Source organism: Lysinibacillus telephonicus, from assembly GCF_003966145.1.
Lineage (GTDB): Bacteria > Bacillota > Bacilli > Bacillales_A > Planococcaceae > Ureibacillus > Ureibacillus telephonicus.
The window spans coordinates 1-21,956 of record NZ_RXNR01000062.1 but is presented as its reverse complement, the minus strand read 5'-3'; the positions used below and the strand labels follow the sequence as shown (position 1 = coordinate 21,956).

General features: G+C 34.5%; 24 protein-coding genes, 1 pseudogene and 1 riboswitch. Of the genes and pseudogenes, 7 read left to right on the top strand and 18 right to left on the bottom strand.

The window, feature by feature from the left end; translation table 11 throughout:
• Positions 1-287 precede the first annotated feature (287 nt).
• Positions 288-1,051: pseudogene (locus tag EKG35_RS16440) on the top strand (TSUP family transporter).
• A 157-nt stretch (positions 1,052-1,208) separates the two neighbouring features.
• On the opposite strand, the gene EKG35_RS16435 reads toward EKG35_RS16440, so the two are convergent.
• Complete coding sequence (locus EKG35_RS16435; protein WP_126295630.1) at positions 1,209-3,782, bottom strand: vitamin B12-dependent ribonucleotide reductase; 2,574 nt, start codon at positions 3,780-3,782, stop codon at positions 1,209-1,211.
• 256 nt (positions 3,783-4,038) lie between these two features.
• A complete protein-coding gene (locus EKG35_RS16430; RefSeq protein WP_126295629.1) occupies positions 4,039-4,872 on the bottom strand; it encodes a lipoate--protein ligase family protein in 834 nt (277 codons plus the stop codon).
• Positions 4,873-4,974: 102 nt separating this feature from the next.
• Here EKG35_RS16430 and EKG35_RS16425 point away from each other — a divergent pair, with 102 nt between their 5' ends.
• A complete protein-coding gene (locus tag EKG35_RS16425) occupies positions 4,975-5,361 on the top strand; it encodes a rhodanese-like domain-containing protein (protein WP_126295628.1) in 387 nt (128 codons plus the stop codon).
• 368 nt (positions 5,362-5,729) lie between these two features.
• On the opposite strand, the gene gcvPB is transcribed toward EKG35_RS16425, so the two are convergent.
• The 11 genes from gcvPB to comGA all read right to left on the bottom strand — a co-directional run bounded on the left by gcvPB (position 5,730) and on the right by comGA (position 14,522).
• Positions 5,730-7,205, bottom strand: coding sequence for an aminomethyl-transferring glycine dehydrogenase subunit GcvPB (gene gcvPB, locus EKG35_RS16420; RefSeq protein ID WP_126295627.1), 1,476 nt, complete (start codon positions 7,203-7,205; stop codon positions 5,730-5,732).
• The gene (gene gcvPA, locus EKG35_RS16415; RefSeq protein ID WP_126295626.1) at positions 7,198-8,544 is read right to left on the bottom strand and encodes an aminomethyl-transferring glycine dehydrogenase subunit GcvPA; all 1,347 of its coding nucleotides are present in this window, start codon (positions 8,542-8,544) and stop codon (positions 7,198-7,200) included. Before gcvPA ends, gcvPB begins: the two co-directional genes overlap by 8 nt.
• A 24-nt stretch (positions 8,545-8,568) precedes the next feature.
• A complete protein-coding gene (gene gcvT, locus EKG35_RS16410) occupies positions 8,569-9,672 on the bottom strand; it encodes a glycine cleavage system aminomethyltransferase GcvT (RefSeq protein WP_126295625.1) in 1,104 nt (367 codons plus the stop codon).
• 299 nt (positions 9,673-9,971) lie between these two features.
• Positions 9,972-10,065, bottom strand: a riboswitch (glycine riboswitch).
• A gap of 119 nt (positions 10,066-10,184) precedes the next feature.
• Positions 10,185-10,709: a shikimate kinase gene (locus EKG35_RS16405; protein WP_126295624.1), complete on the bottom strand. Its 525-nt coding sequence runs from the start codon at positions 10,707-10,709 to the stop codon at positions 10,185-10,187.
• 31 nt (positions 10,710-10,740) lie between these two features.
• Positions 10,741-10,929, bottom strand: coding sequence for a hypothetical protein (locus tag EKG35_RS16400; protein ID WP_126295623.1), 189 nt, complete (start codon positions 10,927-10,929; stop codon positions 10,741-10,743).
• Positions 10,907-11,368 carry a competence type IV pilus minor pilin ComGF gene (comGF, locus tag EKG35_RS16395; protein WP_126295622.1) on the bottom strand — a complete coding sequence of 154 codons (462 nt, stop codon included), beginning with the start codon at positions 11,366-11,368 and terminating at the stop codon, positions 10,907-10,909. Before comGF ends, EKG35_RS16400 begins: the two co-directional genes overlap by 23 nt.
• Complete coding sequence (locus EKG35_RS16390; RefSeq protein ID WP_126295621.1) at positions 11,341-11,652, bottom strand: hypothetical protein; 312 nt, start codon at positions 11,650-11,652, stop codon at positions 11,341-11,343. Before EKG35_RS16390 ends, comGF begins: the two co-directional genes overlap by 28 nt.
• On the bottom strand, positions 11,645-12,088 hold the full coding sequence (locus tag EKG35_RS16385; RefSeq protein WP_246020444.1) for a prepilin-type N-terminal cleavage/methylation domain-containing protein: 444 nt from the start codon (positions 12,086-12,088) through the stop codon (positions 11,645-11,647). Before EKG35_RS16385 ends, EKG35_RS16390 begins: the two co-directional genes overlap by 8 nt.
• Before the next feature lie 52 nt (positions 12,089-12,140).
• The gene (comGC, locus tag EKG35_RS16380) at positions 12,141-12,455 is read right to left on the bottom strand and encodes a competence type IV pilus major pilin ComGC (protein ID WP_126295619.1); all 315 of its coding nucleotides are present in this window, start codon (positions 12,453-12,455) and stop codon (positions 12,141-12,143) included.
• Between the two features lie 5 nt (positions 12,456-12,460).
• Positions 12,461-13,528 (bottom strand): competence type IV pilus assembly protein ComGB, encoded by a 1,068-nt coding sequence (gene comGB, locus EKG35_RS16375; protein ID WP_281274633.1) that lies wholly within the window; start codon positions 13,526-13,528, stop codon positions 12,461-12,463.
• Positions 13,509-14,522, bottom strand: coding sequence for a competence type IV pilus ATPase ComGA (gene comGA / locus EKG35_RS16370; RefSeq protein WP_126295617.1), 1,014 nt, complete (start codon positions 14,520-14,522; stop codon positions 13,509-13,511). Before comGA ends, comGB begins: the two co-directional genes overlap by 20 nt.
• A gap of 300 nt (positions 14,523-14,822) precedes the next feature.
• Between comGA and EKG35_RS16365 the strand changes: the two genes are divergently transcribed.
• Positions 14,823-15,524 (top strand): helix-turn-helix transcriptional regulator, encoded by a 702-nt coding sequence (locus EKG35_RS16365; RefSeq protein ID WP_126295616.1) that lies wholly within the window; start codon positions 14,823-14,825, stop codon positions 15,522-15,524.
• A gap of 124 nt (positions 15,525-15,648) precedes the next feature.
• Positions 15,649-15,891, top strand: a complete 243-nt coding sequence (locus tag EKG35_RS16360) for a DUF2626 family protein (RefSeq protein ID WP_126295615.1) — start codon at positions 15,649-15,651, stop codon at positions 15,889-15,891.
• Between the two features lie 120 nt (positions 15,892-16,011).
• Here EKG35_RS16360 and EKG35_RS16355 read toward each other — a convergent pair whose 3' ends face one another.
• The gene (locus EKG35_RS16355) at positions 16,012-16,659 is read right to left on the bottom strand and encodes an MBL fold metallo-hydrolase (RefSeq protein WP_400194672.1); all 648 of its coding nucleotides are present in this window, start codon (positions 16,657-16,659) and stop codon (positions 16,012-16,014) included.
• Between the two features lie 163 nt (positions 16,660-16,822).
• On the opposite strand from EKG35_RS16355, the gene EKG35_RS16350 reads away from it, so the two are divergent.
• The gene (locus EKG35_RS16350; RefSeq protein ID WP_126295613.1) at positions 16,823-17,002 is read left to right on the top strand and encodes a DUF2759 domain-containing protein; all 180 of its coding nucleotides are present in this window, start codon (positions 16,823-16,825) and stop codon (positions 17,000-17,002) included.
• A gap of 112 nt (positions 17,003-17,114) precedes the next feature.
• Here EKG35_RS16350 and EKG35_RS16345 read toward each other — a convergent pair whose 3' ends face one another.
• From EKG35_RS16345 to rpmG, 4 genes are all read right to left on the bottom strand, one after another.
• Positions 17,115-19,019, bottom strand: coding sequence for an LTA synthase family protein (locus tag EKG35_RS16345; protein WP_126295612.1), 1,905 nt, complete (start codon positions 19,017-19,019; stop codon positions 17,115-17,117).
• A 462-nt stretch (positions 19,020-19,481) separates the two neighbouring features.
• Positions 19,482-19,697, bottom strand: a complete 216-nt coding sequence (locus tag EKG35_RS16340) for a YqgQ family protein (protein WP_126295611.1) — start codon at positions 19,695-19,697, stop codon at positions 19,482-19,484.
• Between the two features lie 3 nt (positions 19,698-19,700).
• On the bottom strand, positions 19,701-20,291 hold the full coding sequence (locus EKG35_RS16335) for a 5-formyltetrahydrofolate cyclo-ligase (protein ID WP_342774125.1): 591 nt from the start codon (positions 20,289-20,291) through the stop codon (positions 19,701-19,703).
• Positions 20,292-20,371: 80 nt separating this feature from the next.
• A complete protein-coding gene (gene rpmG, locus EKG35_RS16330) occupies positions 20,372-20,521 on the bottom strand; it encodes a 50S ribosomal protein L33 (protein ID WP_008408521.1) in 150 nt (49 codons plus the stop codon).
• A 340-nt stretch (positions 20,522-20,861) separates the two neighbouring features.
• Between rpmG and EKG35_RS16325 the strand changes: the two genes are divergently transcribed.
• Positions 20,862-21,281, top strand: a complete 420-nt coding sequence (locus tag EKG35_RS16325; protein ID WP_126295609.1) for a hypothetical protein — start codon at positions 20,862-20,864, stop codon at positions 21,279-21,281.
• Complete coding sequence (locus EKG35_RS16320) at positions 21,278-21,808, top strand: MltG/YceG/YrrL family protein (protein ID WP_126295608.1); 531 nt, start codon at positions 21,278-21,280, stop codon at positions 21,806-21,808. Before EKG35_RS16325 ends, EKG35_RS16320 begins: the two co-directional genes overlap by 4 nt.
• Positions 21,809-21,956: the final 148 nt, after the last annotated feature.

Sequence of the window (21,956 nt, the reverse complement as noted above, 5' to 3'; positions counted from 1 at the left end):
TTTTTATAATCATTATCGTTACACAAAAAAATTAAACGGCTTAAGCCCTTTAGAATTCCGAGCTCAAGCCGCTTAAAATCTTTTTATTATTTATACTGTCTACTTGACGGGGAGCAGTTCAAAATTCTGGACAGCCCTTTCATTTTTCAAGCTGGTTTCGTATCCCTGAATACTATTTTTTATCTTTTCTCTTATAGCTTCTAAAAATTATTTTATCGGTAAACATTTACATTCATCGACAATTTCGATAATATTGCCATAATAATAATCTAGGAGTCTTTCAACATATGGAACTTGATATTTTTAAAGTTATTTTACTAATATTTTTTGGCTTTGTCGGAGCCTTCATCAATGCTACAGTGGGCGGCGGCGGTTTAATTACTTTACCAGCGCTTCTATCTGTCGGTCTTCCCCCTTCTGCAGCTATAGCGACAAATAAACTAGCAGCTTCTATGGGCAATTTAACAAGCTCTCTTACGTTTTTAAAAGCCGGAAAAATAGATATTAAACTTTTAGGTCCAATTTTACCTGTTGTTTTTGCCTTTTCAATGTTAGGGGCATGGACAGTTCATCTAATGGATTCAGAGTTGCTTACACCATTAATTATTGTCATGTTAATCATCGTTTTAATTTATACGTTAGTCAATAAAGATTGGGGAAAGCTTGAAGAACGAAAAACATTGACTTGGAAGCGGGGAATTCTGTTTTTTGGCAGTCTGGTAATGTTAGGCTTTTATGACGGGTTTTTCGGTCCAGGAACTGGCTCATTTATTATTTTTGTTTTTTTAATAATGGGATTTGATTTTTTACAGGCGGCAGGTAATGCAAAACTGCTTAACTTTGCGAGCAATATCGCTGCACTCATCATGTTTTTAATTTTAGGAGAGGTTGTTTTTACATACGGTTTAATTATGGGGTTTTCCATGATTGCTGGAGCTTTTTTTGAACTAAATTCGCCTTAAATAGAGGGACTAAATTTGTCAGATTATTATTTATTATAATGACATCTGTACTGATAGCAAAAAATATTTATGATTACTTCTTTTCTTAATTCACTAAAAAGTTAATTGGGATTTCAGCCCGTTTTCCTGCGTAGTAGTGGACTTTAGCCACAACTGTAACTGATAGTTTAAGTATACCCACATAAATAGGAAAGGGACTGTTCAGAAAATTTACTTTCTGGACAGTCCCCTTTTTTGTTTATTTAATTATAATCCGCATTTTAACTGAGCTCCACAGCTTGTACAAGTATTACAGCCGCCTAATTCTTCAACTGTACCTTGTCGGCAAACTGGGCAAGTATTCCCTACTTCTGAGCCAATTGTAACATTTGTTGTTGTAAGCGGTGCAATTGTATCCACCAACACTACTGGTTGTTTTTCATTAACTTTATCTTCTAACACTTCATCAAATGCTAATTGCTCATCATGGGAAGATTCAGCTTTTAATGTTAATACTTGAGAGTCACGGCTTCCATCTACGTAAACCGTACCACCTTTTGCTCCACCTTTATATAGACGCTCATATACTTGTTGTACTTGTTCTACAGTGTAGCCTTTTGGTGCGTTTACCGTTTTAGAAATCGATGAATCTACCCAACGTTGTATTACACATTGTACATCCGCGTGTGCCTCTGGCGTTAATTCCATTGAAGAGATGAACCAGTGCGGTAAATTGTTTTCATCCGCTTCTGGATGGGCATTTAAATACTCCTGTACAATTTCTGCTTTCACCTCGATAAATTTACCAAGGCGGCCTGAGCGGTAATATGTGAATGAGAAATATGGTTCAAGACCTGTTGCAACACCTACCATTGTTCCAGTTGATCCAGTTGGTGCAACTGTTAATAGATGTGAATTACGGATACCATTTTCTAGAACACCGAGACGAACATGTTCAGGCATCTTTTTCATGTAACCTGTATTAATGAAGGCTTTACGAAGACGTCTTGTTTCTTCTTCTGTTTCGCCTTGAAGGAATGGGAAGCTGCCTCGTTCTTTTCCAAGTTCAATTGATGCTTCATATGCTGTTACAGCAATTGTTTCAAAGATTTTATCAACAAGAATATTTCCTTCTTCTGATCCATATTCTTTTTCGCAATATATTAGTAAATCCGCTAGTCCCATTACACCAAGACCAACACGACGCTCGCCTAAAGCTTGTTTACGGTTTTCTTCTAAGAAATATGGAGTTGCATTAATTACGTTATCCTGCATACGAACTCCAATGCGTACCGTTTCACGAAGAGCATCGAAGTTGATTGTCTTCGTATCCTTCTCTGCAAATTGAGCTAAATTCACTGCAGCTAAGTTACAAACTGAGAATGGTGCAAGCGGCTGTTCACCACATGGGTTTGTAGCAACTACTTTTTGTCCATATGCACGAGCATTTGTCATATCGTTTGCATTGTCGATAAAGAAAATACCTGGTTCAGCTGCATAAGTTGCACATACATTAATTAGGTTCCATAATTCTTTTGCTTTAATTTTGCGATACGTACGGACTCTATAGCCCATTGCTTCCCATTCTCGTACATCCCCTACTTCATGCCATTTTTCGTTGTAAATAGCCATTTCTTCAGGAGTATAGTTTGCAACATCTGGGAAACGCAATTCATAGTCTTCATCATTTTCTACTGCTGCCATAAATTCCTTTGTTAATGTTACGGAAATATTGGCACCAGTTAAGAACTCTGGATTATGGACGCTATATGTCCCGCCGTCACGAAGTTTTGATTCAGCTTCTTTAATAATTGCTTCGTTAAAGCCACCTAGTCCAGGTATGTTTTTATAATTTACAATGCCTTGATACATTGCTTCTTCTTGAGTTGTTAAAGGCTTAAATTTTAACTTTTCTTGAGCTAGTCGAATAATTGACTCATCGTTTGTATTCTCGATTAAATAACGAAGAATACGCGGGTTTTGCATCTTTGAAATAATGAATTCTACAATATCGGGATGCCAGTCAGCCAACATGATCATTTGTGCTCCACGGCGGCTTCCACCTTGCTCTACAAGATGTGTTAGCTTAGCAATATCATCAAGCCACGATACAGAACCACTTGATTTTCCATTAACACCACGCGCAAGTGTGTTTCGAGGACGCAGCGTTGAACCATTCGTACCAACACCACCACCGCGGCTCATAATTTCCATTACTTGCTTACGATGATCACTAATGCCCTCACGACTGTCAGGTACAAATGGCATTACGTAACAGTTAAAGAACGTTACATCTGTTTGGGAACCTGCTCCATAAAGTACACGTCCAGCTGGAATAAATTTTAAAGATACGAGTTGTTCATAAAATTTATTAAACCACTTTTGTCTATTTTCTTCTGTTTCTTCAACAGCAGCCAATCCAAAAGCGTTGCGTTTTGCAATTTGCTCATAAAAAACTTCAAGAGGTTTTTCGATTACATCTAAGGAACGAACAATAACACCTGTTTCTTGTTCTGTTGGATTTTCTAATACATGGCGGTATTCTTCTTCAATTAAAATTTCCGCTTTTTTTGCTTCCATATCAATTGATTGAATAAATCCTAAGCCTCGAGCAGGAAATTTTGGATCTTCCTTAATTGTTAGTACAACAAAATCTCCAGGCTTTAATGTTTTCTTTTCCGTATCCTTAAATGAATATCGGTCAATCATTACTAATCTGGAAACACCTTTATGTGTGATATGCATATCAGGTGTAACTGGATGTACTTGAGGAAATTTTTCAATATCTTGATTAAGCTGTTCTATGAGGATGGTTGTTTGTGTTCCGCTAGCCATTACCATCTGCCAGCCTCCCTTGCTAATATTATTCTTTGATAACACCTAGTACTATTCATTCTACCGACACACACAACATATTGTGTATCAGTAATATAAATAGTACTAGATGTTGTTTTCTTATATTCACTAGAAAAGATTACCTCATAAAAATTATCAATGCAAGGGTTGATTTTTTTTAAATTTACTCCAAATAGCTTGGTTACTAGCTTTCTACAATTTAAAAAATTTTTTCGAACAAAAGAAACAAACGTTCTTATTACTATTTTCTAAAATTCCATTCATCATTTAAATATTTTGTTTCTTCTAGCATTTTCACATATTGTTGTTGTTTTTCTGTTAATTCATACGGTACTAATTCAATATCCAGCGCTTTTTCAAATCCAGCTTTAAAGCTATCTACACATTGTGGAATTGTAATTTGACGGTCAGTTAATTGATTTATTGCAACTGCTTTTTCCGGCAATTTTTTTCGCATTCTCTCTTTTGCTTCTGCTGATGAAAAATTAAAAACTGATAATAGTTTATCTTCATCAAGATCAAGCAAAATCGCACCATGCTGTAAAATAACACCTTTTTGACGTGTTTGGGCACTACCAGCTACCTTTTTCCCCTCCACAACGAGTTCATACCAGCTAGGAGCATCAAAGCAAACTGCGCTTTTTGGTTTCTTTAAATCAGCAAGCTTTTCTTCCGTATCTGGAATGCTAAAATACGCATTCAGACCTAGATTTTGAAACCCGATTAGTAAACCTTCACTCAATACTCGATATGCCTCTGTCACTGTTGCTGGCATATTTGGATATTGTTCCGATACGATGATGCTATAAGTTAATTCACTTTCATGCAACACTGCTCGTCCACCAGTAGGTCGTCGAACAAAGCCGAGATTTTGTTCCTTTATCGCTTGAATGTTCACATCTTTTTCAGCACTTTGGAAATAACCTATTGATAGTGTTGCTGGATTCCACTCATAAAAACGTATAACAGGTGGAATTTCACCTGCACTATGTAAATCAAGCAACGCTTCATCCAGCGCCATATTATAAGAAGGACTGCACGGTCCAGAATTAATAAAATACCATTTTGATTTCATGATCTCATCTCCTCACACTGAATATCATTTTATCAAACTGATTGGACTATCGCTACTTTCTCTTTTATAATGGAATACGTAGAATGAAAGGAGAAATATGCAATGTCGTCTGTACTTATTACAATTGCGATTATACTAGGAGTTATTATCGTATACATTCTAGTAAATACACTGCGACTTAAAAAAGCAGTGTCAAATTTAACTCAAGATCAATTTATTCAAGGGTACCGAAAAGCCCAACTAATCGATGTCCGAGAAGTAAAAGAATTTGAAGCAGGGCATATTTTAGGAGCACGCAACATTCCTTCCACACAGCTCCGCCAACGCTATAAAGAAATTCGACCTGATTTGCCAGTATATTTATACTGCCAAAATTCAGGGCGCAGCGCACGTGCTGCACTTTTCCTAAAGAAAAAAGGCTACAATCAGCTTTACCAATTACAAGGCGGATTCAAAACTTGGACAGGTAAAATAAAAACAAAAGCGTAGGATGATGAAAATAATTTTCTTACTATAGTCTGTATTAAGTAAAAGCAGATATAGTGAGTTAAAAAATAATTATCATTTATTGTTTCTTAAAATTACTACATTTGTCCTAACAATCATAAAAAAGTTCCTTAAGTTATTTTTATTTAGCAACTTAAGGACTTTTTTTTAGTTTAGTATTATCCTTTTTTACTATTCTATAGTAGAAACTCATATGTAAAAATTATAGTATCCTACTATAATTTTAAGTTTTCATTATAATACTTCTTTACTTTAAATAAAAATATTATCTTTTTATAAAATTATTTATTATTATTTGAATATTTTAAAAAAAAAGAATCCATGGTTTACGCCCATAGATTCTTTTTGCTTTATACTAACGATTCTTCTTTTTTATAACGCAATACCGGTGTACGGGCTGCACGAGTTTCATCTAAACGGCTTACAACGGTTGTATGAGGAGCGTCTTGAACGATTGAAGGATTTTCTTCAGCTTCTTTTGCAATTTGAATCATTGCGTCACAGAAGGCATCCAGCGTTTCTTTCGATTCTGTTTCCGTCGGCTCAATCATCATTCCTTCTTCTACATTCAGAGGGAAGTAGATTGTTGGTGGATGATAGCCAAAGTCTAATAGACGTTTTGCAATATCTAATGTACGAACGCCGAGTTTCTTTTGACGGCGGCCTGACAATACAAATTCATGCTTACAATGACGGTTATATGGAAGATCATAATATGGTTCCAGGCGGCGCATCATATAATTTGCATTTAAAACAGCATATTCAGTAACTGCTTTTAAACCATCTGGACCCATTGAGCGAATATATGTGTATGCACGAACATTGATTCCAAAATTTCCGTAATAAGGTTTTACACGACCAATTGATTGTGGGCGATTATAATCAAAGTGGAATGTGCCATCTTCTTTTTTCACTAATACCGGCTTCGGCAAGAATGGAATTAAATCCGCTTTTACCCCTACAGGACCAGAACCTGGGCCACCGCCACCATGAGGACCCGTAAACGTTTTGTGTAAATTTAAGTGGACACAGTCAAAGCCCATATCACCTGGACGAGCTTTTGACATTACCGCATTTAAATTTGCTCCGTCATAGTAAAGCTTTCCGCCTACCCCATGAATAATCTCGGCCATTTCTAAAATATTTTCTTCAAATAAACCTAAAGTATTTGGGTTTGTTAACATTAACGCAGCTGTATCTTCACCTACAACACGACGCAAATCCTCTAAGTCTACTAAACCATCATCATTTGATTTAACTGTAATCGTTTCAAATCCGGCTACAGTAGCTGATGCGGGGTTTGTACCGTGAGCAGAGTCAGGAACGATAACTTTATTACGGTGACCTTCGCCATTTGCTTCGTGGAAGGCACGAATCATCATTAATGCCGTCCATTCCCCATGGGCTCCAGCAGCAGGCTGAAGTGTTACTTCATCCATTCCAGTAATTTCAACTAAAGAAGTTTGCAAGTCGTAAAGAAGCTCCATCGCACCTTGAACAGTAGATTCATCCTGCAACGGATGGATGTTTGCAAATCCAGAAAGTCGAGTAGCCGCTTCATTAATTTTTGGATTGTATTTCATCGTACATGAACCTAGAGGATAAAAGCCTGAATCAACTCCATGATTACGACGAGACAACGCAGTATAATGACGCATAATATCTAGTTCTGCAACTTCCGGAAGTTGTGCCGCTTCTTCACGTACATACCCTTCTGGCAATAGTTCAGATAAATCAAAATCCGGTACATCTAAATCCGGTAAACTATATCCTACACGACCTTCTTTTGATAATTCGAAAATGAGTGATTGGTTTTCGTTATGCATTGTAAGCCCCCATTTCTGCAACGAATGCGTCAATTTCTTCTCTAGTGCGTAACTCTGTTACAGCGATTAATGCATGGTTTTCAAGTTCAGGATATAGTCGTCCTAAATCAAACCCACCAATAATCCCTTTTTCTAGCAATCTTTTATTTATTTCAGTTACAGATTTATTTGTTTTTACTACGATTTCGTTAAAATGTGCACCTTGGAACGGAATAACAAAACCAGCTGTTTCAAAAGCATTTTTTGCATAACGTGTTTTTACGATGTTTTGCTTTGCCATCTCTTGAATTCCTTGTTTTCCTAAGGCAGTCATTGCTACCGATGCAGCAAGAGCTAATAAAGCTTGATTTGAACAAATGTTAGAAGTCGCCTTTTCACGGCGAATATGCTGTTCACGTGCTTGTAAAGTTAATACATATCCACGGCGTCCTTCTTGGTCGACTGTCTCACCAACTAAACGTCCAGGAACTTTGCGCATTAATTTCGTTGTTGTAGCGAAATATCCGCAATATGGCCCCCCAAAGCTTTCCGGTATACCAAATACTTGTGCATCCCCTACTGTTATATCAGCACCTAATTTTCCAGGGGGAGTTAAAATGCCAAGTGCTAACGGGTTAGCAGAAACAATGAATAACCCTTTTGCTTCATGAGTGACATCCGCGATTGCTTTTAAATCCTCAATTTGACCGAAGAAGTTTGGATATTGCACCATTACAGCCGCAGTCTCGTCATCCACCAAATTTTTCAAAGCCTCAATGTCTGTGGCGCCATCTTTTGTCGGTATTTGGATAATTTCAATTGATTGTCCATAAGCATACGTTGCAACAACATCTCTATATTCCGGATGAATTGCTTCAGAAACAAAGATTTTTTTCCGACGAGTGTGACCTGCTGCGAGCATTCCAGCTTCAGCTAATGAAGTACCGCCATCATACATCGAAGAGTTCGCTAAATCCATTCCTGTTAACTCCGCAATCATTGTTTGGAATTCAAAAATTGCTTGCAGCTCACCTTGGGAAATTTCAGGTTGATAAGGCGTGTAAGCTGTATAAAACTCTGAGCGAGAAATGACATGATCAACAATAACAGGTCTATAATGGTTGTAAACACCTGCTCCTAAAAAGGATACATTTGCTTCTGTATCTTGATTTTTCGCAGCAAGCTGTTTTAATTCTTTTAATAAGCTCGATTCAGATTTTGCTTCTTTAATATTATACAAGCCGTTAAATCGTACACTTTCAGGAATATCTGAAAATAATTCATCAACGCTTTCAACACCAATCGTGGCAAGCATTTCTTTTTTGTCTTGTTCCGTCATAGGAAGATAACGATGTTTCATTTCTTAGTAACCCTCTTTCCCGGTTTATTTTGAACGTTTATAAAAAGGTGTTGCTACTGTCAAGGCTTTTATTTTTTTATTGCGAATTTCAACTTCTACTTCTGTACCTAATTCTTTGAATTTTGAATCAATTAGAGCTAAACCAATGTTGCGTTTTGTTAATGGTGATTGTGTACCAGTTGTGATTTCTCCTATTTCAACACCATCTTTATATACTTTATAGCCATGTCGAGGTATACCTTTATCGACCATTTCGACACCAACTAATTGTCGAGGTAAGCCACTTTCTTTTTGAGAAATTAATGCTGCCTTACCAATAAAATCGCTCTCTTTTTGTAATTTCACAGCAAAGCCAATGCCAGCTTCAAGCGGCGAGATATCCTTTGATAATTCTTGGCCATATAGTGGAAGACATGCTTCAAATCTCAGTGTATCACGGGCTCCCAACCCAGCTGGGACAACACCTTTTTCTTTCCCTGCCTCAAGAATTTTTGTCCAGATAACAATAATTGCGGAAGGCTCACCGTAAATTTCAAAACCATCCTCACCCGTATAACCAGTACGTGAAACTAATACAGATTGACCTGCAACTGGAACATCTTGTTCGAATCTAAAGTATTTCAATTGCGATAAATTAAATTCTGTTAAGGTTTGAAGAACTTCTTCAGAAAGTGGACCTTGCAGTGCAATTTGAGCGAATTCGTTTGATTTATTAGTTACGGTAACATCGCCTTCAATATGGGTTTTCATCCATTCAAAGTCTTTTTCAATATTTGCTGCATTTACGCATAGGAGGTAATGATTTTCTTTAAGATAATAAACAAGAAGATCATCTACAACTCCACCATTTTCATAGCACATTGCGTTATACTGCGCACCACCAATGGCAATTTTAGAAATGTCATTTGTTAATAGCTTTTGTAAGTATTGTAATGAATCACTGCCTGTTACAAAAATTTCACCCATATGTGATACGTCAAAAAGCCCTGCACGGTGGCGAACTGCATCATGTTCTTCTTTAATGGAAGAAAATTGAACAGGTAATTCCCAACCACCAAAATCAATCGTTTTGCCTCCATATTTTGCATATTCTTCAAATAAAGGCGTTCGTTTTAATTCAGTACCCAACACATACTCCTCCTTTAAAGCAAATCTTCTTAATTAAACATTGTCATTCATACAAGTGCATTACTGAAATCAAAAAGCAAGGGATCTCTGACTCAGTAATTCATAACTAAGACATAAAAAAGGACAGAAGAATCCCTCAAATTTGAGGAATCCTCTGTCCTTGCACCTGAAAGTTACACCGATTCATTTGTTATAATACGCAACATCGAAAATCGGCTTTCCCCTTTGGTGGCTGTAAATTATAAAACGACACTTCAATCAGCTTGATGAAGTAATAATTACAGCACTCTCCAGAGATGCGTCCTGTACGAGTCTTTTTGCCTGAGAGATTCATAGTGGTTTACTACTTGCTCCTTCGGCGACGCTTTTCACGTTCTCTCCCCGTACAATCATCCGCTCATGATTCAAAATTCAATGTACAAATAAGTCTGCTCTTAGCCATATCCTAACATTGAACATAATGAAAAGGCAATCTTTTTTTTAAATTAACCTATACACGAATGATAAAACTTTTATCTAACAGATTGTTCGCCTTTTAGTCGATTTACTTGAAAAGCAATATATTCAACTATTTGTCTAATTGGACGCCCTTCTGTTAATACTCGAATATGACCTGCTGCTCGGTAAAACTTCCTTCTTGAATGAAACAACTGTTCTAACTCCTCTTTAGTAGAACGTTGAACAATAGGGCGATTTTTATCATTTTTAATTCGAGTATAAATATCTTCAAACGTCGCATCTAAAAAAAACACTAATCCCGTACGACGCATAATTTTACGATTCTCTTCATTCATCGATACACCGCCGCCTGTCGAGATGATGCATGCCTCATTTCGAAAATTACGCAGAAACTCTGTTTCCAGCGCTCTAAAATATGGTTCACCGAATTTTTCAAATATTTCCGGTATCGACATTCCTTGTTGTCGAACAATTTCATGATCCATATCGTAATATGGCATTTTTAAAAAAAAGCTTAATCGACGTCCGATTACACTTTTGCCGCATCCCATGAAACCAACTAAATATATTTTTCTCATGCTGTCACCTTCTTTACTACCAAAAATGTTTCTACTTACCACCAATTTCTTCTAGTAGGTTTATCGTAGCACGAACATTGGCGAATTCCAATGAATTATATGTTTTTATTTGAGCTTCAAACGAAATAACATAATAGGTAATAAAAATGGTAGTTAAAAAGAGCAGCATTATTGCAACCGCAAACGTTGCACCTTCTTCATTCTTTATATAGTTCAACAAAAAAAGTTCTCTCCTTTTTTAAACCATTTTGGAATTCAACTTTAATGGTAAGAAAACTCTCATTTAGTTCGAACTTAGCATCCTTTATTCCTATAATCATGGCGATGTATCCTTTATTGTTTGTTTGAAGTCTAATAATATCACCATAACGATCTAATTGTCTTCTATCAGTGGAATTAATCTGCTTTATCTCGACTTCATCCATTCTTTTTGAAACTGTTATTTCTTCAATATTAAGAAAGTATTTTTGAACATCTTGAACGAACACTTCCCAAGCCACGTGCTCATTAGAAAGTAGTGAATTGTTCATTTGGCTAATCCAGAAATATATTAGGATTAAATAATGACTGAATAATACAAACACCGCAACTTGAAAAAGGGCTTCCATCAATGTATAGCCCTGTGAATTTTTTAAACTTCTCCTTGTTGATTGATACATTTCTTCCTTTCTCCGCTTAAGTTTTTAAATTCAATACAAATTTTCCTTCCGTCGTAAAACCAATAATATTCGACATCATCAATAACATTGACGCCACTTGTCTTGTAATCATTATGAATTATTTTTGCCGCTTCATATGCAGTTTCTGAAGCGTGAAGCTCCAGCTTTTTATTGTATAATAAACTTTTCATATTATGACTAAGTGGAATTAGCAATCCTGCTATTATAAACAAAATAGAGATTGAAAGCAAAGTTTCAACAAATGAAATACCTTTACTATTCATTGAGTCTTAATCTACCTTTCTGCATATTGACAATTAACCGTTTTTCTCCAAATGGGGTATTAAATAATACAGTTCCGAATTTCCCGATTTCTCCCGAAGGATAAAATTCGATTTTCTTTAAATTGCTATATATATTTAATTCAATTCCTTTCGGAAAACTTTTCTCCAAAATACTATTTCCACCTAACTCGTAATATGCTTTATACGTATTGGTGTCTATAAATACAAAAGTAATAGTTCTATCCTCCTCAATAGCAAGCGCCTGGACTCTTTGTAAATCTAACATTACTTGGTTAAAAAATTGTTCGACAACACGCTTCTCAGTTAATTTAATCGTAAATTGAAACACAATCGAACTGATTGTCACTACGATAAAAAGCACTATCAACATTTCTATCAGTGTATAGCCATTATTATTTTTCAAAATTCCTTTCATCACGCTGTATTACATCCTACTCGCTTATTGCTTATCCTTATTTCCGTCATTGTTATTTGACACTCACACTTCCATCACTTTGAATGACTATCTCATCACCATTGGGGCATGATGTTTTGTCATCATTTAAATATTCATTGTCGACTAAATCCTGAATAGTAGGCGTTGTTTTAAAGTCGATTTTATAGGCTTCCACTTGTCCTTGTACCATCTGAACAAGTGCGGAACAACCTTTTTCATTTATAGACTCAAAATGTCTTGTCACATTCGGAATCGTTATTAAAATAAGCACGGATATGATTAGAAGGACAATTAGCATCTCTATTAATGTAAATCCATCCTCATTACTTGCTTTCAAAAACTTCACCTCTTTTAAATAATTTCGATTAACTCATACATTGGCAGCAAAATACTTAAATAAGCCACCGCAATACATATACCAATAATTAAAAAAAATAGTGGTTGTACAAATGCAATAGCAGTTTTAATAATGGATTGAAGTTTCTCATCTAACAGTTCACAATAAATAAGCAGTTCCCGTCCAAGATAACCACTCTTTTCTCCATGTTTTATAAAGTCTTCAAATTTTGGAAAGAACACAGCCATAATCGACACCGTATTTGAAAGGGAGTCTCCATACTTCACATTTTTTTCAATGACTGTTGTAACGTATGAAAGTGTTTTGTTCAATTGTTGTTCTTGAATAACAGCTAAGGCTTGTTGAAGTGAAAAGCCTGCAACAAGAAGTCCTCCAAGAACGCTAGAAAAATGTCTCGTAAGTTGTAATTTATAAAAATAACTTATTATAGGAATTTTTAATAGAATGTTTATTTGTTTTTGTGTTCTTTGCATTTTTATATAAACGGAGAAAATAATTGAAATGGAAACAGCGATTCCTGCAATGATAAAAAGAAAATCCGGCAAATGAAGAAAAATTATCGATACATTTATACTAGATGAATTTTCATTTGTATTTGAAGTTATTATTTCTGTAATATTAGGAAGGAAGTACTTACGGAAGGCAATAAATACACTTGTCAAAATGACTATTAAAAGCAGTGGATAAGCTAATAAATTGATTAGTTTTTTCCGCATCCTTTCATTAAACTCCATTTGCATTGCAGCATTTTTTAGTGCCAATGCCATTTCTCCATTCTCTTCTGCGATTTTAATTGGCATTAAATATTGGTTAGGCACTGCTAGACTTTGCAAAATATCTACTACATTGGCACCTTCCCGTAGATTTTCCTGAATTTTGCCACGCCAAAATTCCACTTTTTCCACATGGTAGGGCAGCAACATATTAATGGAATCCGAAAATGTATAGCCTTCTTCTAACAAAGAACTCATTCTATTAAAAAGGGAAGGAATTTGTTTGACTTTCCCATTACCCTTTCGAAATCGAATGGCTTTTTTCAACTCAAAAGGTAGTTGAAACATGTTTCTCATTCACCTCTATACGATTCATTTGATGGGACAATGTTTCAAAGCTTGGCAGTACATATTCCTCTCCTTGAATAGTGGCAGCTATCGCTTCTTCCAAATAAGTATCGCTTAATATTTCAAATAATGCTTTTCTCTCTTCTGTATTGCCTACCTGTATTAAACATTGAGCAACAATTCCAAGAAGTGCTTGTCTCATCTCTTCAATCGAGACACCAAGATCCATTAATCGGAATAAGCAATTAACCGTGTCCTTTGCATGAACAGTTGATAACACAAGATGACCAGTTAAGGCTGCTTGGACTGCAATGTTCGCTGTTTCTTGATCCCTTATTTCGCCAATCATAATAACATCTGGCGAATGTCTTAAAATTGCTTTTAAACCGACAGCGTATGTTACCCCTGCCCTTTCATTCACCTGAATTTGCAATAAATGTGATTGATTACTTTCTACAGGATCTTCTAAAGAAATAACATGACGAGCAAGTGTTTTACTGCAATAATGAACGAGTGAATATAGACTTGTCGTTTTTCCAGATCCTGTAGCACCACAAAATAACAGGAGGCCTTGCTTGTTGGATACTAATCCAATTAACTTTTCAGAGAACTTTGGATAATAGCAAAGTGAAGAAATAGGATGACGAGAGTTTTGAAGCATGAGGCGAATGACAAGACTTTCTCTTCTAAAAACAGATGGCAGTGTGGATACACGGAAAGCAAATAATCTTTTTAGAAATTCCCTCTGAAAGGACCCGCTTTGAGGCTTTCTTTTTTCGCTGATATCAAGAGAAGATAAAAACTTAAAGTAAGATATCATTCTTTCTCCTAATTCAAATGGGATATTTCCAGCAGGAAACAGCTTTCCATATTTTCGAAAATAAATTGCATAGTTATCGTTTGTTGGTAATAGATGGAGGTCAGATGCACCGAAATGCAATGCTTTTAATAAAAGTTGTATACTTTTATTTTCTACTACCGATTCAATGTCCATAAAAAACACCTCTTCTCTGTAGTAATATTAGTGACCGCAAATTAATTAAACACAGTATATAATGCCTTTTTAAAAAGGAAAACCCCTTTTCCCAACATTTTTATTTGGAGGCATTTTTCCCTTTAATATTTAAAATTCCCCATCAAATTTGCAGAAAATAGCTTTTTATGAATCGAAAAATAAAATTTCCATATTAGTTTAAAAACTAAAAGTAGTTTTTTTCATTTCTACTATCATTTCAAAGCTAGAATAGCTAAAATATAAATAAAGTACCAAAATATAACATAAGAGGTGATTTTAATGCTTCATCCGTTAAAAGTTACGAGTACATTAGCAGATGAAACGAGATATCAGATATACGAATATATGCTGCAACAAAAAAAGCCTTTCACTGTTCAGGATATCGCTGATCAATTTAACATTCATCCAAATGTTGCTAGATTACACTTAACTAAGCTGTCAGAAATTAATATTATTTCCGCTGATTTTGTGAAATCTGGTAAAGGCGGCCGCCCAGGTAGAGTTTATAAAGCTTCTGAGCAAGGTGTTGTTTTAAGCTTTCCAAAACGAGAAGATCATAAATTATTAAAATGGACTTTACAACTGATCGAACAACTTGGTCCAAGCGCAATAGAAACTGTAAAAAAAATTAGCTATGACGATGGATATGAGCAAATGAAAAATTTACTTGCTAGAGAACAAAAAGTAAATTATTTAATGGACTTCGAAGAAAAACTTGCGATACTATCTTCATCAGCATCGATGATTGGATATATCCCTCAAATCGAAAATACAAATAACGGAAAGAAGATTCTATTTACAATTTATAATTGTCCGTTTAAAAATCAAATATCTACAAATAATGAAATTGTCTGCTCGCTACATGAATCTTATTTAAGAGGCCAAATCGACGCACTATTTCAACAAAATGATTTCATCCAATTCGAAAGCATGATTCATGATTGTGACCTTTGTAAGTACGAAATTAATATATTAAAATAAATGTATAATAATTTCCACTTGATTGTCACAAACAAAATTGAAGTAGCAGTTTACATTATTGTTCAAAATCATTTATAATAAAAGTTGAGATTATTGTATCGCGTGGTAAAAGGAGGGATTCTTCATGAGTAACATGTATAAAGTTATGGCATTCTGGACAGGTATTTTTGCCGTTATGTTCTATCTAGGTGATATGTACGAGGTTTCGCTATTATTTGTAGGTAATACTGTATTATTCTTATTATTAGGCTTTTTAAACCTAACAGAACGCATGTACATGTACATTTTCGGAGCTTATTTAACTATATTCTTCGCTGGATTTACGTATTATACTACTTTTATCCATGTACCTGGTGCAGGTCATTAATAAACGACATCGACTGGCATATTCAGTCGATGTTTTTTATTTTCTCAAAACACACACTTTTAACGTAATTTCTTAGTAAAAAAGCATGCTCGAAAATGAGCATGCCCTCTTACTTACTAATTAAAAACCGTTTAAAAACGGATTACTATCCATTTCTGCTCCAGGAGTAGTATAAGAACCGTGACCCGGGTAAATAATAAACTCTTCTGGTAAAATTAAAAGCTTTTCATGGATAGACTTTAGTAAAACTTCCATTGAACCTCCAAGCAAATCTGTTCGGCCGATACTTTGTTCAAATAATGTATCCCCTACAATTGCAAATCCATCCTCCTCAAAAATATAAGAAATACTGCCAGGAGAATGTCCAGGAGTAAATACAACTTGAAAAGCAAATCCATTAAGCTCAAATTTTTGTTCACTTCTAATTACATGTTCTTCATCCGGTTTGGTTACAATATAATTTGGAAGCTCTGCATATCTTCCTGAACCATTTTTCATCGGGTCGCCTAACCAATCTACTTCTTTTTCGTGAATATATAAAGGAATATTGAATATTTCCCTTAGTTCATCAACGGCACCAATATGATCAAAATGTGCATGAGTTAAGAAAATTGCAATTGGCTTTAAATTGTTGGAACGGATTACTTTAATTATTTTTGACGCCTCTTCACCTGGATCAAAAATAAGACAATCTTTTTGTTTATTACTTACAATATAGCAGTTAGTTTGTACTGGTCCTAAGCTAAAAACTTTTACATTCAACACCATTATCACCTCTTGAATATTATACATGCATTAGAAGAAAAGTACATTCTACGTTCAAACAATGTCCATTATTTCTTCTCGACAAACTGTTGAAGGTGCTTTACAATAAAGAAGGAATATTGTTTTGCGACATTCATTTTCTGATGTCGAAAGGAGTGTCTTATTAATGAACTTATTAATGGTTATTTTCGCTTTAGTGGCAATTTTTGCAGTAGTGAACATATTCCAAGCAATTAAAGAAAAGAACATTCTTTCTTTAGTATTTAGTCTTGCTACTGCTGCTATTTTTGGTTGGTTCGTAGTCATGACAGTTTTAAATCAAGGCTATCCACCAAAATTACACTAATTTTATTGAAAAAACGAGGTATCAATATGGTATCTCGTTTTTTCGTTATTTACTAATAAACATTCTTGCAATTCAACAAAAACGGCGCAGCACAATTGGCTACGCCGTTTTTTTATTCTTTAACAGCATTCTGTTCCTGACTTAAATTTATTGATTCATCATCATAGAAACGCAATAGATCTCCATTAATGATTTCATCTGAATATTCAAGCTCAACATTTGCTCTGTCGATATACGGTTGACACGCTTTTATATCGATTTCTTCGCCAGTATCACGATCATAACATACTTCACCAGCATAAACATATTGATCCGTTACAAAACGACCATCACGGAAGATAACAAAATCTTCATGCTCTTTAGAGAAAAGATCTGCACCTAATTGCATATCGTTTGATGTATCAATCCCTAAAAGGTGTAAAATTGTTGGTCTAATATCAATTTGACCAGCAGCTTCATCCATTACCTTACCTTCACCAGAGCCAGGAATATGGATAAATAATGGTACTGATTGAAGTAATGCACTATCATAAGCTGTAATTTCATCTTTTTCTAAATACATTGCCATCGCTTTATTATGATTTTCTGAAATACCATAGTGATCTCCGTACATAACAATGATTGAATTATCATATAAGCCTTTTTCTTTTAACTGTTCGAAGAATACTTTAATTGATTCATCTAAGTAGCGTACTGTTTGGAAGTATCGATTCAATGTGCCAGAATTAGAATTGTATTCTGGAATCATAATATCTTCTTCTTCTAAATAGAACGGGTAGTGATTTGTTAGAGTGATCATTCTTGAATAGAATGGTTGTTGCATTTCAGTCATTAGTTCAGCAGATTGCTCAAAGAATGGAATATCTTTTAATCCCCAGTTCACTGAATTTTCTTCATTCACATCATAAGAATCGATATCATAGAATTTTTGAATATTCAATGATTGGTAAATCATATCACGGTTCCAGAATGACTTGTTATTTGCATGCATTACATTAGTAAAGTAGCCATTTTCGCCAAGCTTTTCTGCCATTGAATTATACGTATTTCCACCATGAGTGAAGAAAACTGCACCGCGTCCTAAACCAAATAACGAGTTCTCAACGATAAATTCTGAATCTGATGTTTTACCTAATCCAGTTTGATGGTAAAAATCACTGAAATAATAAGTATCTTTATCATTAACTAATGAATTTAAAAACGGTGTAATAACTTCTCCGTTCATTGTATTGCCTATGACAAAGTTCTGTAATGACTCTAAAGAAATGACAATTACATTACGACCTTTATATTTGCCAAACATTTCTTCATTAACTGATGCTTGGTTTGCCTGAACATAGTTGCCAACCTCTACAAGTTCACTGCCATCTGCTAATGCACGTTGAGCGGAAGATTTAGACTGAATATAAATGTCATATAAGTGATAATTATACGTTCCTATATTTTTCACTAATAACTCACGATCAAAACTGCGTGTTAATAGCTGTGGGCGTTCAGTTTCTGCTAATCCTAAATTTAGGAATAAAACAGCAATTGAAAGTACATAGTAAGCACGACGAAATTCTTTTCGAACCGGCATTTGATCTTTTACTTTTGGTAAAAACTTAACTGCTGCAATTAAAATGATAACATCAATAAAATATAAAATATCGAGCCAAGTAATAATTGCACCAACCGATGTGCCTAATTCACCAAAATTACTTGTTTGGAATAAGACCGGCAATGTTATAAAATCATTATAGAACCGATAAAACGCAACGTTCGCAAATAACACAATCGATAAAAATACGCTTATTGATATTACATATCGGTTGCGTGCTTTTTCTGATTTAAAAAATAGCGATAAGCCATATACAAACAGTAGGAAGCTTAATGGGTTTATAATTAAAATAAATTCTTGCATTGAATTTTCAATATCCATCTCGAAACTTGTGTGATATACAATCACTGTTTTAATCCAAGTCGCGAGTATGGCAATAGCTAATATCGAATGTTTAGGCCACTTAAAAGACTTCATTCCTAACATCCCTTTCTACTTAATTAATATAAAGTTGAAATAATTAATTCAATTAAATTTACAGTAAATTAATGCTAAAACAAGAAGCAAACTATATCTTAAGCCTTTTTCCGTCTGCACGCAATAAAAACTTAACAAAACATAAATATGCAGAAAATTAGCAGTACAGAAATAAAATTTACAAACTTTTCTAGTCCTTAGATATATTTACGTTTTATTTACAAAAAGGTTCCCAAATGAAAACAGTGGATGTAGATGTCCACTGCTCTATTTCCAATATCAGTTAATGTTACATTTTTGAAAATTTTATACGAACAAGGGAATTTTATCAACTAATTGAAACAATTTCTAATAATAAATGCTTCATTCTTCCCACACAAAATGAATTTTTTGTGTTTTTCCTGTATCCACGTATTATAATTAATAACTTTTTAATTAAATATTTTTACCAGCTTAATACTTTTAGGACTCTGCATTTTTTTCCTGCATTTCTAATTTGGAAGCCTCTTGTCTTATAAGGTGTATCGCCATTTGAAAATCCTTCACATCAATTACCCTTGCTTTAAATAATTCACGGATTTCATCTTCCATTAGAATAAGATCTCCTATTCGGTCTCTAGTATATATGTAAGTTCCGTATTGTTTTAATAAGTCATAGATATCTTTCATTGATTTCATTTCTTACACTTCCTTTCGGTTGTTAGCACAATCGATTCGTTTGCTTTCAGTAATAATTAGATCAATGGGCAAGTCATGCGGTTCATAAGGTATAGATTCAACTATTTGAATGTCAAATGCTAATGAAATAAGAGGACCTTTAAATTGCTCTAAATAACGGTCATAATAGCCACCGCCATAACCAATTCTATATCCATAGCAATCAAAGACGATTCCTGGCACGATTATACAATCAATTTCTTCAGCGGCGACATGTTCTGTAACCTCTGGGATTGGTTCTAGCAAATCCATATATACACTTTCCAGTTGTTGAAAATGTTGTATCGCATAGAAATCCATTGAACGTTCCTTTGGATTACACTTTGGAACGACAACTTTTTTATTATTGCTCCATAAGGATTCAATGATCTCTTTTGTATCAACCTCTGGCTTATTGGAAATCGTAATAGCAATCGTATCTCCTTCTATTATAGAAGGCTCTTTTAATAATTGTTTTTTTATATTAAATGAGGATTGATAATAAAGTTGATTCGACATCCTATTTAAATACTGTCTAACTATTTTACGCAGTTCTTTTTTATCCACATTAATCATTCCCTAATCATTAATAAGTAAAAAGGTAATGGAACCAATAATTAAAAAGCCAAAACCACTTGTGGTTTTGGCAATAATGCTTACTTAGTTTCACGGTGAAGAGTATATTTCTTCTCGCGAGAGCAATATTTTTTAAGTTCAAGACGCTCTGGATTGTTACGTTTGTTCTTTTTAGAAATGTAGTTACGTTCGCCACAATCTGTGCAAGCTAATGTAATGTTTACGCGCATTATTAACCCTCCCACTCTATATCGATAATTGTAATCTTGAGCATGATTTATACGACTAAATCATTATAACATAATCTGAAAAAAAATCTAGCATCATTTATTATTAACTTTTCGTATGTTAAAATAAGTTAAGCTAAATTGCTAGCTGCATTAGTAGCCAACACGACTTTTATCGTATTATTACTAACTGGTCGGCATTAGTACATGTCTTTTAAATTCTGAAGGTCTGAATTTTCCGCTTTCGACCGCGGGACATATAGTCAACTAAAAAAGCTAGCGGACTTAGGCTTGTATCATTCAAAAGTTTATCAGTAAAAAAGCTCTATGTGGAGGAACAAAAGTGGGATTATCAACTATTTTATTAATCATCGGCATTGCTTGTATCATACTATCATTTTTCCTAAAAGATTCATCAAAAAAATTGGAAAAAGATTTAGAAGAATTATCTATTAGTATTTATCAAGAAACAAATACATTAAAGAAAAGATTAAAAGTAGTAGAAGAAGAACTGTTCCTTGAACCAAATTTCACTGTCAAATCTCCAGCTGCCACTAAGCAGCCAATAGAATCTAAAAGTACAGTGTTTGCAGAACAATTAAATAAAACAAGTAATGTCAAGATGAAGCAAATTAATGAAATTTTAGTAAGTCAAGTAATTGAATTAAACAGACAAGGCTATTCAATTGAAAAAATTAGTAAAATGTCTACTCTATCAAAAGATCAAGTTGTAAGTATTATACATAATGGAGGCAATCGATGAAAAGGTCATCCGTTCGCGCTTTTGGGATTGCTTGTTTTTTAATCGGAGCATTGCTTACAGTTTCTAATCTATTTCACATTCCCTTAGGCCTAAGTAACGACAGTGATAAAAGCATTAAGCAATACGAAGAAAAAATAACGAATCTTGAACTACAATTAAAAGAAGCAGAAGAAAAAATAAAATCACTTGAACTAAACACTCAAACCAAAGAAATACAAGCTGCTTCAAGTGAAAATAAATCAGAGAGCAGTAATGAAGAAAACCAAACAAATCAGTCTACTGCCATCGAGGAACAGCCAGCGGAAGATATCGTTACAGGAACTCTATACATATATTCAGGCTTGACACCTGCTGAGGTTGCCAAAAAAATAAAAGACTTAGGTGTTATTAACAACAGTGTCGAAATGGAATTGTTTTTGGCTCAGCCCGAATATGCAAGATCTCTTCAAACAGGTCAATATAATTTAAACTCATCAATGACTATTGAAGAAATCGCAAATATGATTACTGGTAAAAAAACTGAATAAAAGATGAGGACTGTCCAGAAAAGCAAATTGATATGCTCCCTATTAGGTAGACAGATGAAAAAATAAAAATTCATCTACCTAATAGGGGGCTTTTTTTATGACCTTTTATAAGTATCCAAAAGAATTTATGTTAAAAATTATTCAACTT

Coding starts and splice junctions, on each gene's coding strand:
- EKG35_RS16430 (WP_126295629.1), bottom strand. CDS start 4,872: ATGAAATCAAAATGGTATTTTATTAATTCTGGACCGTGCAGTCCTTCT.
- EKG35_RS16360 (WP_126295615.1), top strand. CDS start 15,649: ATGAGTAACATGTATAAAGTTATGGCATTCTGGACAGGTATTTTTGCC.
- gcvPA (WP_126295626.1), bottom strand. CDS start 8,544: ATGAAACATCGTTATCTTCCTATGACGGAACAAGACAAAAAAGAAATG.
- EKG35_RS16340 (WP_126295611.1), bottom strand. CDS start 19,697: ATGAAATCAATGAAAGATATCTATGACTTATTAAAACAATACGGAACT.
- EKG35_RS16390 (WP_126295621.1), bottom strand. CDS start 11,652: ATGAATAGTAAAGGTATTTCATTTGTTGAAACTTTGCTTTCAATCTCT.
- EKG35_RS16335 (WP_342774125.1), bottom strand. CDS start 20,291: ATGATTAATGTGGATAAAAAAGAACTGCGTAAAATAGTTAGACAGTAT.
- comGB (WP_281274633.1), bottom strand. CDS start 13,528: ATGTTTCAACTACCTTTTGAGTTGAAAAAAGCCATTCGATTTCGAAAG.
- EKG35_RS16345 (WP_126295612.1), bottom strand. CDS start 19,019: ATGAAGTCTTTTAAGTGGCCTAAACATTCGATATTAGCTATTGCCATA.
- EKG35_RS16350 (WP_126295613.1), top strand. CDS start 16,823: ATGAACTTATTAATGGTTATTTTCGCTTTAGTGGCAATTTTTGCAGTA.
- gcvPB (WP_126295627.1), bottom strand. CDS start 7,205: ATGCATAACGAAAACCAATCACTCATTTTCGAATTATCAAAAGAAGGT.
- EKG35_RS16385 (WP_246020444.1), bottom strand. CDS start 12,088: ATGAAAGGAATTTTGAAAAATAATAATGGCTATACACTGATAGAAATG.
- EKG35_RS16365 (WP_126295616.1), top strand. CDS start 14,823: ATGCTTCATCCGTTAAAAGTTACGAGTACATTAGCAGATGAAACGAGA.
- EKG35_RS16405 (WP_126295624.1), bottom strand. CDS start 10,709: ATGAGAAAAATATATTTAGTTGGTTTCATGGGATGCGGCAAAAGTGTA.
- EKG35_RS16435 (WP_126295630.1), bottom strand. CDS start 3,782: ATGGTAATGGCTAGCGGAACACAAACAACCATCCTCATAGAACAGCTT.
- comGA (WP_126295617.1), bottom strand. CDS start 14,522: ATGGACATTGAATCGGTAGTAGAAAATAAAAGTATACAACTTTTATTA.
- EKG35_RS16355 (WP_400194672.1), bottom strand. CDS start 16,659: ATGGTGTTGAATGTAAAAGTTTTTAGCTTAGGACCAGTACAAACTAAC.
- comGF (WP_126295622.1), bottom strand. CDS start 11,368: ATGTATCAATCAACAAGGAGAAGTTTAAAAAATTCACAGGGCTATACA.
- EKG35_RS16425 (WP_126295628.1), top strand. CDS start 4,975: ATGTCGTCTGTACTTATTACAATTGCGATTATACTAGGAGTTATTATC.
- rpmG (WP_008408521.1), bottom strand. CDS start 20,521: ATGCGCGTAAACATTACATTAGCTTGCACAGATTGTGGCGAACGTAAC.
- EKG35_RS16320 (WP_126295608.1), top strand. CDS start 21,278: ATGAAAAGGTCATCCGTTCGCGCTTTTGGGATTGCTTGTTTTTTAATC.